Genomic DNA, 15,733 nt, shown 5'->3' with positions numbered 1-15,733 from the left:
AGTGCCCGCCCCCCCCCACGACACCACCCACGTGAGGAGTTCAGCATGACCGAACCCAGCGCACCCGCGTCCGGCCCGGACGAAACAAGCGCCTCCGATTCCGGCACCACCGGCGCCCCAGGCATCGGCGCCGGGACCCCCCGGAGGTCGGCGCTCAGCCGGCGCGGCTTCCTGACCGCCTCCGCGATGGCCGCCGCCTCGGCCGCCTTCCTCGGGGCGGGTGCCGGGCGCGCCGCCGCCGCCACGTACAACGGGACGACGTACACCGTCCCCGGCGAGTGGGCTCCGCACGCGGGCTGCCTCATGGCCTTCCCGTGGGACGCCAGTGACAACTGGGGTGAGAAGCTCCCGGCGGTGCAGAACGAGGTCGCCGATGTGGCCCGCGCGATCGCCCAGTTCGAGCCGGTCACCATGGTGGCGAACACCGGCACGGCCGATTTCGTGCGGCAGCAGGTCGGCCCGACCGTCACCGTCATCGAGTACCCCATCAACGACTGCTGGCCGCGCGACAACGGCCCGATCTTCGGCGTCGACCGCAGCGGACGGAAGCTCCTGGGCCTCGACTTCGGCTTCAACGGCTGGGGCAACAAGTTCCCGTACGACAAGGACGACAACCTGCCGACAGGCGTCTGCGACTACCTGGGGGTTCCGCGGCTGCCGGTCGACATGATCTTCGAGGGCGGTGCGCTCCTCCAGGACGGCCAGGGCACGATCATCGGCACCGAGGAGTGCCTGCTCAACCCGAACCGCAATCCGGACCTGACCAAGGCCCAGATCGAGGCGAAACTGCTCGATGCCTATCAGGCGACCAAGATGATCTGGCTGCCGTACGGGATGTACGGGGACACCGTCACCAACGGCCATGTCGACCTCGTCGCCGCCTACGCCGGTCCGGCCCGCCTGCTGATCAATCTGCCGTCCGACACCGGGGACCCCAACTACGCGCGGCTGGCCGAGAACAAGAGCGTGCTGCAGGCCGGCACGGACGCCCAGGGCCGGCACTTCACCCTGACCGAGATGAACCAACTGCCCACCTTCACCGTGGGCACGGACGAGGTGATCACCTTCAGCTACACCAACTACTACCCGACCGCCACCGGCGTCGTGGTCCCGACGACGGGCATCGCGGCGTTCGACACGGCGGCCCTGGCCACCATCCAGTCCCTGTTCCCCACCAAGCGGATCGTGGGCGTCTCCGCCCGCACCCTCGCCTGGGGCGGCGGCGGGGTGCACTGCATCACCCAGCAGATCCCGCGGACGGGTTGAGCCGGTTTTCCGAACCGGTTCCCTGAGCCGATTCAGCGAACGGTTCGCCGCACGGCCTGTGCCGCACCTCGCCCTCGGGCGGGTGCGGTACGGGCCGCCGCCGTCGCCGGTCACCCCGCCCCCAAGTGAACAGAATGCTAAATATGGGGCATGAGGGAAAATTTCCGGCGGAACGGTGACGGGTCGCAGGGCTCGTCGCCGACCGTCGGGGGCCGCCTCCGGGCGCTGGTGACGGCGCACAGTGTGGCGGGCCAGGTGTTCGTGGTGCAGCTCGCCCTCGTGCTGCTGTTGATCGTCGCCGCTGCCGTGGCGCTGGTCTTCCAGGCGCGGAGTGCGGTGACGGACGATGCCCGGCAGCGTTCGCTCGTCGGCGCGGAGAGCTTCGCGCACGCGCCGGGCACCCTCGCCGCCATGAAGTCCCCGGATCCGAGCGCGGTGCTGCAGCCCCAGACGGAGGCGACCCGGAAGGCGACCGGGGTCGACTACATCGTGGCGTTCCGGCCCGACGGGGTCCGCTGGACGCATCCCGATCCGCGGCTGATCGGGAAACGAGTGGTCGGGCCCGGCTTCGGGGAGGCGCTGAAGGGCAGGACGCTGACCGACACCTTCACGTCCGCCCTGGGGACCGCCGTGGCCACCGTGGTGCCGGTCGAGGACAAGGACGGATCGGTGGTGGGGCTGGTGTCCGTGGGGATCCGGGCCGGGCGGGCGAACCAGCGGGTGGAGCACCAACTGCCGCTGCTGCTCGGGTCCGCCGCGGGGGCGCTGCTGCTGGTCAGCGGCGGGGCGGTGCTGGTCAACCGCCGTTTGCGGCGGCAGACGCACGGTCTTGACCCGGCCGAGATGCGGCGGATGTACGACCACCACGACGCGGTGCTGCACGCCGTACGGGAGGGCGTGCTCATCATCGGCAGTGACGGGCGGCTGGTGCTGGCCAACGACGAGGCGCGGCGGCTGCTCGACCTGCCCGAGGACGCGGACCAGGAACGGTGGCCGGTCGCGGAGCTGGGGCTGGAGCCACGGCTGGGCGCCCTGCTGGCGTCCGGCCGGGAAGCCACCGACGAGGTGTATCTGGCGGGTGACCGGCTGCTCGCGGTCAACGTCCGGCCGACCGCGCCGTTCGGCGGTCCGGCCGGGTCGGCGGTGACGCTGCGGGACACCACCGAACTGCGGGTGCTGGCCGGCCGGGCCGAGGTGGCCCAGGAGCGGCTGAAGCTGATCTACGACGCGGGGCTGCGGATCGGGACCACGCTGGACGTCGGGTGGACCGCGGCGGAGCTGGCCGATGTGGCGGTGCCGCGGTTCGCCGACGTGGTCACCGTCGAGCTGCTGGAGCCGGTGCTGCGCGGCGACGAACCGGGGGCCGCGCTGACCGCCGAACTGCGGCGGATGGCGGTCCGGGGCGTGCCCGAGGGCTCGGCGATCTACCGGGTCGGGGACGTGCTGCGGTTCGTGCCCGGTACGCCCATGGCGACGAGCCTGGAGAGCCGCCGGACCGTGCTCGTACCGGATCTGCGCCGGTCGGAGGAGTGGCGGCGGCAGGACCTGGAGGCCACCCAGCGGGTGCTGGACGCCCGGATCCGCTCGCTGATCAGCGTGCCGCTGCAGGCCCGGGGCGTGGTGCTGGGGGTGGCCAGTTTCTGGCGCTCGGACCAGTCCGACGACTTCGAGGACGATGACCTGACCTTCGCCGAGGAGCTGGCCGCGCGGGCCGCGGTCTCCATCGACAACGCCCGCCGCTACACCCGCGAGCACACCACGGCCGTCACCCTTCAGCGCAGCCTGCTCCCGCAGGCCCTCCCCGAGCAGTCCGCGCTGGAGGTGGCGCACCGCTACCTGCCCGCGCAGGCGGGGGTCGGCGGCGACTGGTTCGACGTGATCCCGCTGCCGGGCACCCGGGTCGCGCTGGTCGTCGGCGATGTCGTCGGGCACGGGCTGCACGCCGCCGCGACCATGGGCCGGCTGCGCACCGCCGTGCACAACTTCTCCGCGCTCGACCTGCCGCCCGACGAGCTGCTCAACCATCTGGACGAGCTGGTCAGCCACATCGACACGGACGAGGCCCGGGCGGCGGGCCGGCGGCCCGGGGGCACGGCCGGCGACGCGGTGGCCTGGCCGGGCATCGGCAGCGATACGGAAGGGGGCCGGCCGGACGGCGGCGGGACCGGGATCACCGGCGCCACCTGTCTGTACGCCATCTACGACCCGGTGGCCGGCCGGGCGACGGTGGCCCGGGCCGGGCACCCGGGCCCGGCGCTGGTTCACCCGGACGGGTCCGTCACGTTCCCCGAGATTCCGGTCTCCCCGCCGCTGGGGCTGGGCGCGAGCGTGCCCGTGGAGACCGCGGAGCTGACGCTGGCCGAGGGTTCGCGACTCGTGCTGTACACCGACGGGCTGGTGGAGGACCGCGACCGCGACATCGACACGGGGCTGGCGATGCTGCACAGCGCGCTGGAGTCCGGTGGGCGGCGCGACCCGGACGGGATCTGTGCGGCGGTCCTCGACGCGATGCTGCCCGAGCACCCCAGCGACGACATCGCCCTGCTGGTGGCCCGCACGCAGCTGCTGGGTCCGTCCCGGGTGGCCGAATGGGACGTGCCCTCCGATCCGGCCGCCGTGGCACCGATCCGGGCCGCCTGCCTGCGGCAGCTGGAGTCGTGGGGGCTGGCGGCGATCGAGTTCACCACCGAGCTGATCCTCAGTGAGCTGATCACCAACGCCATCCGGTACGGCGCCCAGCCCATCCGGGTGCGGCTGCTGCACGACCGCACGCTGATCTGCGAGGTCTCCGACGGGACCAGCGCCTCGCCGCACCTGCGCCGGGCCGCCACCACCGACGAGGGCGGCCGCGGACTGTTCCTCGTCGCCCAGTTCGCCCAGCGCTGGGGGACCCGCTACACCCCGGGCGGCAAGGTCATCTGGACCGAGCAGTCGCTCGACGACGGGCAGCAGGAGGGCGGCCCGGACTCGGCCGAGGACATCCTCGACCAGTGGGACGACGTACCGGCGCTGTGACCCGGACCGGGGGCCGCACGCCCGGCCTTTCTTCCGCGCCCGGGACGCCCGTCGTCACGTCCGTGCCCCGATGCCCGCCGTCGTATCCGTGCCCGGATGCCCGTCCGTGAGGCCGTGGCTAAGCTCGGTCGGGGGGCCGACGACCCGATCACGGAGGCTCCGATGGTGCTGCTGCCCGACGTGCGTGATGTGGCCCCGCGGCTGGCCACCGGCGCGTTCATCCTCAATGCCGGGCTGACGATGCTGAAGGCCGACCAGGGGACCGCCGAGGGCGTGCACGGGATGGCCTGCACCGCGTATCCCTTCCTGCAGCGGATTCCCGCCGAGCGGTTCACCCGGCTGCTGGCGTGCGCGGAGGTCGCGGTCGGCGGGGCACTACTGGCGCCGTTCGTGCCCACCCGGCTGGCCGGACTGGCGCTGACCGGGTTCTCCGGCGGGCTGGTCGGGATGTACCTGCGGACCCCGGGGATGCACGAGCCGGGCAGTCCGCGGCCGACCCAGGAAGGGATTCCGCTGGCCAAGGACGTCTGGATGCTGGGTACCGGGCTGGGGCTGCTGGCCGCACCGGGCAGGCGGCGGCGCGCGGCCCGGGGCCACCGGTGCGGACCCGGCCACCACCACTACGGCCACAAGGCGGCGCGCCGGCACGTCCGGTGCCGCTGCTGGTGAGGGAAAGCCGCTGTTGGTGAGGGGACGCGGCTGACGGCGGGTCCGCAGCGCGGCCTACGGTTGCCGTCGTACGAGCCGTAGCGCGGCGGCGCAGCCCGCGCCCGCGAGGGCGGCGAGCAGGAGGACCAGCAGGCCGGTCCGGTCCGGTGACCGGAAGGCCAGGTCGGAGTGGCCGTTCAGCACGAAACCGTCGTAGCACAGCCAGGACACCAGGGCCACGGCCGGCCGCAGCACCGGCCGGGCCGGCACGGCGGCGAGCAGTGTCAGCAGCGCGAGGGCGGCGAGCGCGACCGCCGGGTGGGCGCGGCCGCCGGCCAGCAGCAGGACGGTCACCAGGACCGCCGCGGCCACGGCGCCGAGCGGCAGGGCGAGTTCGGCCCCGAGGGTGCGGTCCGGCGGGGCCCGGTGCACGCGCGCCGGGCGGGGCGGCGCCGCGGTGCGCGGGCGCGGGCGGGGGCGGGGGCGCGTGGGGACGCGGGGGAACTGCGGGACGTGCGGGCGGCCCCAGGACGTCGGGGGATGCAGGGTGACCACAAGAACACCTCCTGCCGTCGGAACTCCTGCCAGCGTGCGCGTCGGAGCAGGCACGCGGCCGCCGTGCGGGGTGCCTTGACACCGTGTGTACGTGCCGCGGTGGCATCTTGACGCGATCCTGACGCCGGGTTGGCGCACGGAGCGGGCAGAAGTGGCCAGGGTGGCAGAAACGGGCGGTGGCCGGTGATGCATACTCGCTGCTCGTTGCCCGAACCGACGACCGATGAACGGCAGGACGAACCCGCATGAGCACCCGTACCGAGGCCGAGGCCGAGCCCCCGCCTGCCGCCCCGGCCGTTCCCGGCCAACGGTGGCGCAGCTGGCTGCTGGACGGACTGAGCAGCCGGGCCGCCCGTCACCCCGGGCCGCACGGCACGCCGCCGGCCGAGCACAAGGGTCACCACTGGTGGCGCGTCATGTGCCTCACGGGTGTCGACTACTTCTCGACGCTGGGCTATCAGCCGGGTATCGCCGCGCTGGCGGCCGGGCTGCTCTCGCCGTTCGCCACTCTCGTGCTGATCGCGCTGACCCTGCTCGGTGCCCTGCCGGTGTACCGCAGGGTGGCCAAGGAAAGCCCGAACGGCGAGGGTTCGATCGCCATGCTGGAGCGGCTGCTGCCCTGGTGGGCGGGGAAGCTGCTGGTGCTGGTGCTGCTGGGGTTCGCCGCCACGGACTTCGTCATCACCATGACGCTGTCGGCCGCCGACGCCTCGGCGCACGTGGTGGAGAACCCGTTCGCGCCGCCGGTGCTGCACGGTGCCAACCTGTGGATCACCTTGCTGCTGCTGGCCGCGCTGGGCGCGGTGTTCCTCAAGGGCTTCCGCGAGGCGATCGGCATCGCCGTCGGGCTCGTCGGGCTGTATCTGACGCTGAACGTCGTCGTGCTGGGCACCGCGGCCTGGCACGTGCTGGCGCACCCGGTGGTGGTCGGTGACTGGTGGGGCGCGATGACCGCCGAGCACTCCTCACCGCTGGCGATCGTCGGAGTGGCGCTGCTGGTCTTCCCGAAGCTGGCGCTGGGCATGTCCGGCTTCGAGACCGGTGTGGCGGTGATGCCGCAGATCCGCGGCGAGGCCACCGACACCGCTGCCAAGCCGGCGGGCCGGATCCGTGACACCCGCCGGCTGCTGACCACCGCGGCGCTGATCATGAGCGGCTTCCTGCTGCTGTCGAGCCTGGCCACCACGTTGCTGATCCCGCAGAAGGAGTTCGAGGCCGGCGGTTCGGCGAACGGCCGCGCGCTGGCCTATCTGGCGCACCAGTACCTGGGCGAGGCGTTCGGCACGGTCTACGACATCTCCACCATCGCCATCCTCTGGTTCGCCGGGGCCTCGGCGATGGCCGGGCTGCTCAATCTCGTACCGCGCTATCTGCCGCGCTACGGCATGGCCCCGGAGTGGGCCCGGGCGGTGCGCCCGCTGGTGCTGATCTTCCTGGCCATCGCCTTCGGCATCACCGTCGTCTTCAACGCCAGCGTCGACGAGCAGAGCGGGGCGTACGCGACGGGTGTGCTGGTGCTGATGCTGTCGGCGTCGTTCGCCTCCACCGTCGCGGCCCGGCACCGGCGGCACCGGGCGGCCGCCGTCGGTTTCGGAGCGATCACCCTGGTCTTCGGCTACACCCTGGTCACCAATGTGATCGAGCGGCCGGACGGCCTGAAGATCGCGTTGCTGTTCATCCACGGGATGCTGCTGACCTCGTTCGCGTCCCGGGTGCACCGCGCCTTCGAACTCCGCGCCGTGCAGGTCGACTTCGACGAGACCGCGGGCCGGCTGATCGACACGGCGATCGCGGCCGGGCCGCTGCGGGTCATCGCGAACGAGCCGCAGGAGCGGGACGCGCAGGAGTACCGGCAGAAGGAGTACAGCCAGCGCGAGGAGACCCACATACCCGACGGGCGGCCGGTGCTGTTCCTGGAGGTGACGGTCACCGACTCCTCGGACTTCACCACGAACCTGCACGTGCGGGGCGCGGAGGAGTACGGCGCGCAGATCCTGCGGGTGGAGGGCGCCGGCGTGGCGAACACCATCGCCGCCGTGCTGATGCAGCTGCGCGAGCGCACCGGCGAGGTGCCGCACGCGTACTTCAACTGGACCGAGGGCCATCCGCTGAGCCATCTGCTGCGGTTCCTGGTCTTCGGTGACGGTGAGGTGGCGCCGGTGACCCGCGAGGTCCTGCGCCGCGCCGAGCCGGACCCGCGCCGCCGTCCGCGCGTCCACGTGGGCTAGCCACCCGCAGGCAGGAGAAACTCTGACGCCCGGCCCTCGTGCATCGTGGGGCCGGGCGTCTCCCATGGCGGCGCCGTCAGCCGCGCCGGCCGAGGGCCTTCGCGCGGGTGTGGGACCAGCCGGTCAGCAGCAGACCCACCGCGACGAGCAGTCCGTGCGCGGCCAGCGTGCCGCCGAAACCGGCGCCGAGCCAGCCGAGCAGGCCGGTGTTCTCGTGGTCGACGAGCAGCCGGATCGCCCCCTGCGTGAACACCACCGTCGTGGCCGCCCCGATGATCTGCAGGATGTCGTACTTCATGGTGTGCAGGTCCCCCTCGTATGCGTGGTCCAGCGATGTCCGTCCCGCAGTGGGACGTTACGAACGTACCATTGAGAAATCGGCGAATTACCTTGGAATTACAGCCGAATTCGCATTCCGTCACACATTTTCAGGTGCCGTGGAGGGGAATTGTGCGTGAGGAAAAGGCCGGGGGGACCGGTCGCGCGTGCCGTATGTGCGGTACGGGGATGGCACCGGCCGGGCGCGGGCGGCCGGCCGTGTACTGCTCGCGCAGCTGCCAGGCCAAGGCGTACCGGCGGCGCAAGCAGCCGCCCGCTCCCCCGGCCGCGCCGCCGGCCGGTTCCGCCGCGCACGCCCGGCGCCGCCGGCAGATCGCCGAGGCGCTCTGGCGGATCGCCGCCGAGCGGGGGCTGCACGCGGCGAGCCTGCGGGAGGTGGCCACGGAGGCCGGGGTGTCGCTGCGCGCCGTCCAGTACCACTTCCACAGCAAGCACCGGCTGCTGGTCGACGCGCTGCACCTGCTGCACGAGGAGAACGAGCGGATCGCCCGGTCCCGGTTCCGCCAGGACCCGGCCGATCCGCGCGCCGTACTCCGCGCCGTCCTGGAGGAGTTCCTGCCGCTGGACGCCCAACGGGCCACGGCACTACGGGTGTTCGCGGCCTATTACGCCCGGAGCCTGACCGATCCGGCGCTCGCCGCGGTCTTCCTGGCCGCCGAGCAGCCCCTGGAGCGGCTGGTGGCGGACCTGATCGGGGCGGCCCGCGACGCCGGGCGGACCGCCCCCGGTCTCGACCCGTGGCGCGAGGCCGATCTGCTGGTCTCCGGGGCGATCGGGCTGGGCGGCGACGTACTGCACCACCGCCGCTCGCTGGCGGACGTCCGGCGCACCCTGGACTACCACCTGGAACGGATCTTCGCCGGGGACCGGGCGCATACGGCGCAGGTCCCCGGCGACGGTCCGGGCGAGGGCGGTCAGCGGGACGCGGCGGGCTCGGGATAGAACTCCCGCGGCCGCCCGCGGCTGTCTTTGAGCCGGGCCAGCAGGCTCGCCGGGTACTCGACGAGCCAGTAGCTCGCGGCGGCCACCGGCAGCGCCGCCAGGAACACGATCAGCAGGGCGGGCCAGAAGCCCGCCCGGCCACCGGGCAGCAGCCCGGCGTTGTGCAGCTGGAGCATCACCGGTTCGTGCCAGATGAACATGCTGTAGCTGACCAGTCCCACGGCGGTCAGCCAGCGGGCGGTCAACAGCCGGTGCCAGCGCGGGGGTTGGCGTACGTGGAGGGTGCTGAAGATCAGCACCACCCACAGCACCGAGGCGATCGGGTGGTAGAAGGTGAAGGTGAAGTTCTCCGGGCCGGAGTCCAGCGAGAGCGCGAACAGCCCGGCCAGCGCGAGCCCGGCCGGCAGCAGCGCGGCGCGCGGACCGAGCCGGCCCCGGTCACCGAGCGCGGCCGTCGCGACGGCCAGCCCCATCCCGGCCGCGAACCCGCCGAAGCGGGCCTGCGGACCGAAGTACACCACCCAGTCGGTGTGCGGCACCCCGAACCCGTAGTGGGCGACGGCGATCCAGGCGAGCGGCACGGCGTACAGCACCGCGCAGCCCGCCGCGCACAGCGCCACCCGGCTGCCGCGTCGCCGCAGCGGCCGGCAGGCCCGTACGGCCAGCGGACCCAGCGCCACCAGCACGGCGTAGAACAGCACCTCCAGCGACAGCGACCAGGTGGGGCCCAGGGTGTAGAAGATCCGCTGCCGGTCGAAGACATGGGTGAAGGTGAGGTGTTCCACCAGGTCCCGCCAGTTGCCCGGCAGGGACGGGTTACGGCTCGCCCAGACGACCAGGACCGCCAGCACGTACAGCGGCAGGATCCGGATCGCGCGCCGGAAGAGGAACAGCCGGGCCGGGCGGAGCGAGCGCCCGTCGATCGCGGCCCGCGCGTACGACAGCGTCAGCAGGTAGGCGGACAGCACGAAGAACAGGTCGATGACCTCGAGCGAGAGGGCCGCGCCCACCAGCGGGTCGTCGACCGGCGGGTGGCTGCCGCCGGCGTCGTAACGGAAGTACTGCTGCCACACGTGGAAGGCGACGGTGCTCAGTGCGGCCAGTCCGCGGAAGCCGTCGATGGCGCCGGCCCGGTTGCCGGGCGGCGCGGCGGCCGACGTGCTCATCGGGGGGCCACCGCCTTCGCGGCGGCGCGCGGGGTGACCCGCCACTGCCGGTCCCCCAGTGCCTCCTTGAGGTGCGCCTGCCGGGCCACCATGTTCTTGAAGTGGCTGTAGAAGACGGTCGAGACGAGGAAGTACGACCAGAACCACCGGCGGCGCGAGCGGAGTTCGGGCACCGCCAGCCGCCAGGCGAAGAGCGCCTGCACCGGGCCGGCCGCCAGGGTGAAGAGCACGGCCAGCACGCACACCGGCACGGCCCAGTCGAGGTGCGCCAAGCCGCCTGCCTTCCATGCCGAGTACAGCAGGATGGGCAGGATCTGCAGGGTCAGCCAGGGCTGCACCTCCCGCCAGCCCAGCAGCACGAACAGTCCCAGTTTCTGACGGACCGTGAACACCGGTGACGCAAGGCCCCGCCACAGGTGCTTGAGGGAGACCTGGAGCCAGCCCTGCGCCCAGCGGGAGCGCTGGTTCCACAGCGCCTTGAGGGTGGTGGGCGCCAACTCGCGGGAGATCAGGGTGCGGTCGACCGCGAACCGGGCGCCCTCGCCCAGGGCGCGCAGCGTCGAGTCGATGTCCTCGGTGAGCATCGAGCCGTGCATCCGGGTGCGGGCGAGCAGGTCGGTGCGCCAGAAGCCGTTCGAGCCGCCGAAGACGCCGAAGCCGTAGAGCCGGGTGCGGCCCGGGTGGCTGACCGCGTAGATCGCCTCGAACTCCACCGCCACCAGTTCGGCCACCCGCGAGCTCTCGCCGTTGCGGATCACGCAGTGGCCCTGGACCACGTCGTGGCCGTTGGACAGCCAGTGCCAGGCATCCTTGAAGGCGGTCGGTGCGGGGTGGTGGTCGGCGTCGAAGATGCCGACGAACTCGCCGCGGACCCGGGTGACCGCGGCGTTGATGTTCTGTGCCTTGGAGGTCGAGCCGGCGACCGGCAGCAGCACCAGCCGCGGGTCGCGGACGGCGATCTCGCGCAGGGTGTCCTCGACCGGCAGCGGGTGCGGCGTGTTGTACGCCAGCACGATCTCCAGCTCGGCGGGGTAGTCGAGGCGGAGGAACGACTCCACGGTGTCGACGATGGTGGCGGCCTCGTTGGGCAGGTACGCCGCGATGACCGCGCTGGCCGGTGGATAGGGCGCGCCGGGTTCCGCCGGCCGGGCCGTCGCGTCGAGCGAGAACAGGCACTCCAGGACGATCAGCAGCGCCGAGAGCACCAGTCCGCCCACCACGACCCAGTACATGGCCGAGCCCAGGTCCCAGCCGAGCGTGTACGCCTGCTGGTAGAGCAGGAACGGCACCGCGACGCCGAGCAGCAGCGCCAGGACCGGGGAGAGCGCCGAGAGGGCGGGCCGGATCAGCGCGCCGAGCGGCAGCCGGCGGTGCCGGTGCGGGGTGCCGCGCATCCAGGGCGCGTACCGGACCGGCCGCAGGTCCCGGTGGCGGAGCGCTTCCTGCACCGCGTCCAGGGCCTGCGCGGTGGCCTGGGTGCCGGTCGCGCAGCCGGTGAGCGGCAGCCAGCCGATGGCCGGGGTGAGGCGGACGTTCTCGTCGGCGACGATGAAGCGGGTGCCGGCCACGGTGGCGGCGAACTTCGTGAGGCCGCGCCGGGCGGTCTCCTCGTCGACGCCGGGCAGCAGCATCAGCAGATGGCCGTCGTCGTCCCGGCCGAGCCGGTCGCAGAAGCTGCCGAGCCGTTCTGCCACGCCGGCCAGCCGCTCGGCGACCTCCCGGCGGACCCGCGGACCGAGCCGGGCCTCCAGGGCGGCCATCTCGGCGACCCCTACGACGGCGAGCACCCCGCCGTGCCGGGCCGCCTCCGGACGCTGGAGCTCGCGGTCGAGCTCGTCCAGGAAGTGCGGCTGGGAGTAGAGGCCGGTGCGCGGGTCGCGCAGCAGGCTCTCGACGGGGACCGGGACGCGGCGGAGCTTGGCCTCGATCCGGGCGGAGAGTTCGACCGGGTCGGAGGACTCGGGTATGCAGTCGTCGGCGCCCTGGCGGAGCATGTCGACGACGTCGGCGGGCTCCGGGGTGGCGGTGACCATGAGCAGCGGCAGCGCCCGCCCGGCGGGGGCGGTGCGGACCTCGCGGATCACCTCCAGACCGGTTTCGTGGTCCGCGGCCGTGCCGGGAACGGCGTACCCGTAAGGGTCGTCGAGGGCGACGACGGCGTCCGGGTGCGCGTGGCCCATCCGCCGATCGACCTCGCCGGGCGGGGCGTGGGTGACGTCGTGGCCGGTGGCGCGCAGGGTCCGGGTGAGGCGTTCCAGGCGCGGTCCTGGGGCGCCGACGACGAGGACGTGCGTCGTGGGGTCGAGTGCGTCGTCGAGCAGGGCCGTGGGTGAGCCCTGGGGGTTGTCGTGGTGCGAAGTGAGCACCTGGGAATGTCCTTTCGTGCAAGGAGACATGCGAAAGCGGGCCCGGGCGCCGGACGTGCGGCGGCCTCGGACCGGTCAGCCGGTTCAGTGGGCTGTCAGATGCATGACATGCGGATCGCCGCGGTCGTCGGGGATGTCCGTCTCTCCGCGGGACGGACGACGACGCGCGGACGCACGGCTGCTGATGCAGCCTCCAAGCCTCGGAACGCATCGCGGCGTTCCTGCATTGCTCGCATATGAGGGTCCCATCCTGATCGGATTGTGGGGGGAGGACCGGATGTCAGGTGGTGCGGCCGGCCGGTCCGCCACGCGTACCGGTCGGCAACGCCAGCCTCGGGGTTCACTGTGACACCGCACCTTCATCCGCGTAACGCTCTTATTACGCCGCGTCGTCCCAGCCGATTCGTTGTGCGCTACCGCCCGGTAAGCACCGGGTCATCGGCTATACCCAGTAAGCGAGTTGATGAGGGAAATAGGACAGATCGTGCACTTCTGACGCACCGACGCCTCGCACAGTCCCGGCGCCTTCGAGTCGAAGGGGAAATGGAGGTTCGTACATATGGACGATCTGTTAATCTGCCCGCTCCTGGATGTTCCTCCATCTCCCCTCCCCCAAAGCACCCTTCAGCGCCGGGTGCAGCGAGGTGTCCCGCACGTGTACAGCACTCCGTTTTCCCCTGCAGAGGCCAGATCCGCGCGGGCCCGCGTGGGCCTGACCACGGCTCAGGTCGCCCAGTCCATGACGGCCTGCGGTGCGCCGGTCCGGCCCGAGCTCATCGAGGCCTGGGAGTACGGCTCCCAGGTGCCCACCGAGGTCCAGCTGTTCGCCCTCGCGGACGTCCTGTGGTGCCCGCCGACCGTGCTGATGGGCGTCGAGCCGCGGACCCTGGCCGAACACCGGATGGCCCGTCAGGTCGGCGTGGAGCGGCTGGCCCAGCTGATCGGCATGGACCCGGCGGCCTACCGGGCGGCGGAGGCCGCGAACCGGTGGGACGGTGACTACCGCCAGACAAAGGCCCTGGTGGAGGCGCTGGGCCTGTCGCTGCGGAAGCTGATCGGCGTGATGGGACGGGACGAGGAACTCGCCGGGCACCTGCGGTCGGCCATCGAGGGCCGCTGGAAGGCACACGTCGGACCGGTCACCGAGATCACCACGCTGAACAAGACCCGGGTGAGCGACGCGCTGCGCACCATGCACGCGGAGTTCGCGGAGTTCTCCGAGCGCTACATGGGGCACCTGGTGGCGCGCAACGACGACTCCCGCCTCAAGGAGGTCGCGGCCGAACGGTCGGCGTACCTGCGCCGGCTGGCCGACCACTTCTGGGAGCTGATCGGCGAGGCCGGCGAGGCGCCGCCGTTCAACACCGTGACGGCCTACTAGACGGTTCCGGGAGCGCGGCGGGCGGGGAGGGGTGCGGGCCCTTCCCCGCCCGCCGCGCGTCCGGGGCCGCGCTCAATGCGTCGGCATGTCCCAGTGCGGGCCCTGGGGGCTCTGGGGACCCTGCGGGTGCTGCGGGAAGTGCCGGGCCGGGCCGGGCGGCGGGAAATGCTGGGCCGGGTCGGGCGGGAAATGCGCGACCGGGCCCTGCGGGTCGTACGGGGCGGCCGCCGGGCCGGGGACACCCAGGGGGTCGGCGGCGCCCACCGGGTCGTGGCCGGCCGGCGAGGGGTACGCCGCGTCCGCCGGCTCCCCGTCGTCCTCCATCTCGTCCCAGTCGATCTCCACCGAGTTGCGGCGGGTGAAGACGTTGAAGAGCAGGTTCAGCAGGATCGCGGTCAGACCGCCCAGCGTGATACCGCTGTTGAGGACCGCCCGGACGCCCTCCGGCATCCGCTCGAAGAACGGGGCGACGGCGGTCGGCAGCATCGCGGCGCCGAGGCTGACCGCCAGGATCAGCGCATTGCGCTCCTCGCGCAGGTCCACCTTGCCGAGGATCTGGATGCCGACGGTGGCGACCATGCCGAACATGGAGATCGCCGCACCGCCGAGCACCGGGTGCGGGATCGCGGCGACCAGGCTGCCGACCTTCGGCAGCAGGCCCAGGGCGATCATGAAGACACCGGCCGCGACCACGACGTACCGGCTCATGACCCGGGACATCCGCACCAGACCGATGTTCTCGGCGAATGCCACGTAGGGGAAGGAATTGAAAAGACCGCCGAGAAGGGTCGCGACACCGTCCGCGCGCAGCGCCCGGGCGACCGTGTCGTTGTCCACCCGCTTCCGCGTGATCTCCCCGATGGCATAGACGTCACCGGTGGTTTCCACCATCGTGATCAGCATGACGACGACCATCGCGATGATGGGGAACGGCTCGAACTTCGGCATTCCGTAGTGGAAGGGCGTGCTGACGCCGAACCAGTCGGCGTTCTGCACCGCGCTGAAATCCACGTCGCCGCAGGCCCAGGCGACCGCGGTGCCGCCGACGAGGCCGAGCAGCACGGCGAGGCTGCTCAGATACGGCTTGCCGATCCGGACCACGGCGAGGATGAACAGCAGGGTTCCCAGGGCGTATCCGAGGTTCTTCAGGTCGCCGTATTCCGGCTTGCCGATCAACTGCGCACCGCCGGCCGCGTCCTGCAGGGCCTGCGGTATCAGCGTCATGCCGATGATGGTGAGGATGGTGCCGATGACGACCGGCGGGAAGTACTTCACCAGCTTGCTGAAGAACGGCGCGAAGAGGAAGGTCGCTATGCCCGCGGTGATCACCGCGCCGTAGACGACGAGCAGTCCCGCGGTGCCGCCGCCCGCCCCCTGGCCGATGGCGATCATCGGGGAGACGGCGGTGAAGGTGACGCCCTGGACCAGCGGCATCCTGGCGCCGATCCTCCAGACGCCGAGGGCCTGGATGATCGAGGCGATGCCGCAGGTGAAGAGGTCAGCGTTGATCAGGTAGATGAGCTGTTCGTGGGAGAGTTCCAGGGCGTTCCCGAGCAGGATCGGGACGATGACCGCGGCCGCGTAGAAGGCGAGGACGTGCTGGAAACCGTAGAGGGTGAGTTTGCCGACGGGGAGCACCTCGTCGACCGGATGCGTGCTCTGGTTCGGGAACTGCGGGTGATGCTGTCGGGAGACTCGTGCCATCTCTGCCTTGCCTTCACGAGGTAGGTGAATAAGAAGGACCGGCGCCGTCGCGTCCCGGTGAACGGACGGGCCGGCTGGGTCTTACAAAGCCGACGTTGAACCGGTGTTGCCGACACCACGTAG

At 72.0% G+C, this 15,733-nt stretch carries 11 protein-coding genes; 6 read left to right on the top strand and 5 right to left on the bottom strand.

Annotated features, from left to right (window positions below; all coding sequences use genetic code 11):
- The first annotated feature begins 45 nt into the window (after positions 1-45).
- From ACZ7MX_RS26320 to ACZ7MX_RS26310, 3 genes are all read left to right on the top strand, one after another.
- The gene (locus ACZ7MX_RS26320; protein ID WP_472135695.1) at positions 46-1,266 is read left to right on the top strand and encodes an agmatine deiminase family protein; all 1,221 of its coding nucleotides are present in this window, start codon (positions 46-48) and stop codon (positions 1,264-1,266) included.
- A gap of 150 nt (positions 1,267-1,416) precedes the next feature.
- Entirely contained in the window at positions 1,417-4,281 is a 2,865-nt protein-coding gene (locus ACZ7MX_RS26315) for a SpoIIE family protein phosphatase (protein WP_472135694.1), read from the top strand.
- Positions 4,282-4,443: 162 nt separating this feature from the next.
- Entirely contained in the window at positions 4,444-4,950 is a 507-nt protein-coding gene (locus ACZ7MX_RS26310; protein ID WP_472135748.1) for a hypothetical protein, read from the top strand.
- Positions 4,951-5,004: 54 nt separating this feature from the next.
- Here the strand turns inward: ACZ7MX_RS26310 and ACZ7MX_RS26305 are convergent, their stop codons facing one another.
- A complete protein-coding gene (locus ACZ7MX_RS26305; RefSeq protein ID WP_472135693.1) occupies positions 5,005-5,484 on the bottom strand; it encodes a DUF4118 domain-containing protein in 480 nt (159 codons plus the stop codon).
- A 245-nt stretch (positions 5,485-5,729) separates the two neighbouring features.
- Between ACZ7MX_RS26305 and ACZ7MX_RS26300 the strand changes: the two genes are divergently transcribed.
- A complete protein-coding gene (locus ACZ7MX_RS26300) occupies positions 5,730-7,712 on the top strand; it encodes an APC family permease (RefSeq protein WP_472135692.1) in 1,983 nt (660 codons plus the stop codon).
- Positions 7,713-7,788: 76 nt separating this feature from the next.
- Here ACZ7MX_RS26300 and ACZ7MX_RS26295 read toward each other — a convergent pair whose 3' ends face one another.
- Positions 7,789-8,010, bottom strand: coding sequence for a hypothetical protein (locus ACZ7MX_RS26295; protein WP_472135691.1), 222 nt, complete (start codon positions 8,008-8,010; stop codon positions 7,789-7,791).
- 209 nt (positions 8,011-8,219) lie between these two features.
- On the opposite strand from ACZ7MX_RS26295, the gene ACZ7MX_RS26290 reads away from it, so the two are divergent.
- Positions 8,220-8,993, top strand: a complete 774-nt coding sequence (locus ACZ7MX_RS26290) for a TetR/AcrR family transcriptional regulator (RefSeq protein ID WP_472135690.1) — start codon at positions 8,220-8,222, stop codon at positions 8,991-8,993.
- Here the strand turns inward: ACZ7MX_RS26290 and ACZ7MX_RS26285 are convergent.
- Positions 8,966-10,159: an acyltransferase family protein gene (locus tag ACZ7MX_RS26285; protein WP_472135689.1), complete on the bottom strand. Its 1,194-nt coding sequence runs from the start codon at positions 10,157-10,159 to the stop codon at positions 8,966-8,968. The two genes, ACZ7MX_RS26290 and ACZ7MX_RS26285, sit on opposite strands and share 28 nt — an antisense overlap.
- A complete protein-coding gene (locus ACZ7MX_RS26280) occupies positions 10,156-12,525 on the bottom strand; it encodes a glycosyltransferase (protein WP_472135688.1) in 2,370 nt (789 codons plus the stop codon). The genes ACZ7MX_RS26285 and ACZ7MX_RS26280 overlap by 4 nt, the downstream gene beginning before the upstream one ends.
- 655 nt (positions 12,526-13,180) lie before the next feature.
- Between ACZ7MX_RS26280 and ACZ7MX_RS26275 the strand changes: the two genes are divergently transcribed.
- The gene (locus tag ACZ7MX_RS26275) at positions 13,181-13,906 is read left to right on the top strand and encodes a transcriptional regulator (RefSeq protein ID WP_472135687.1); all 726 of its coding nucleotides are present in this window, start codon (positions 13,181-13,183) and stop codon (positions 13,904-13,906) included.
- 72 nt (positions 13,907-13,978) lie between these two features.
- On the opposite strand, the gene ACZ7MX_RS26270 is transcribed toward ACZ7MX_RS26275, so the two are convergent.
- Positions 13,979-15,610: a nucleobase:cation symporter-2 family protein gene (locus ACZ7MX_RS26270; protein WP_472135686.1), complete on the bottom strand. Its 1,632-nt coding sequence runs from the start codon at positions 15,608-15,610 to the stop codon at positions 13,979-13,981.
- Positions 15,611-15,733: the final 123 nt, after the last annotated feature.

This window comes from Streptomyces sp. NPDC107765 (assembly GCF_055657085.1).
Note: the sequence above shows the minus strand (reverse complement) of the source record. Positions and strands in the feature narration are given on the sequence as shown.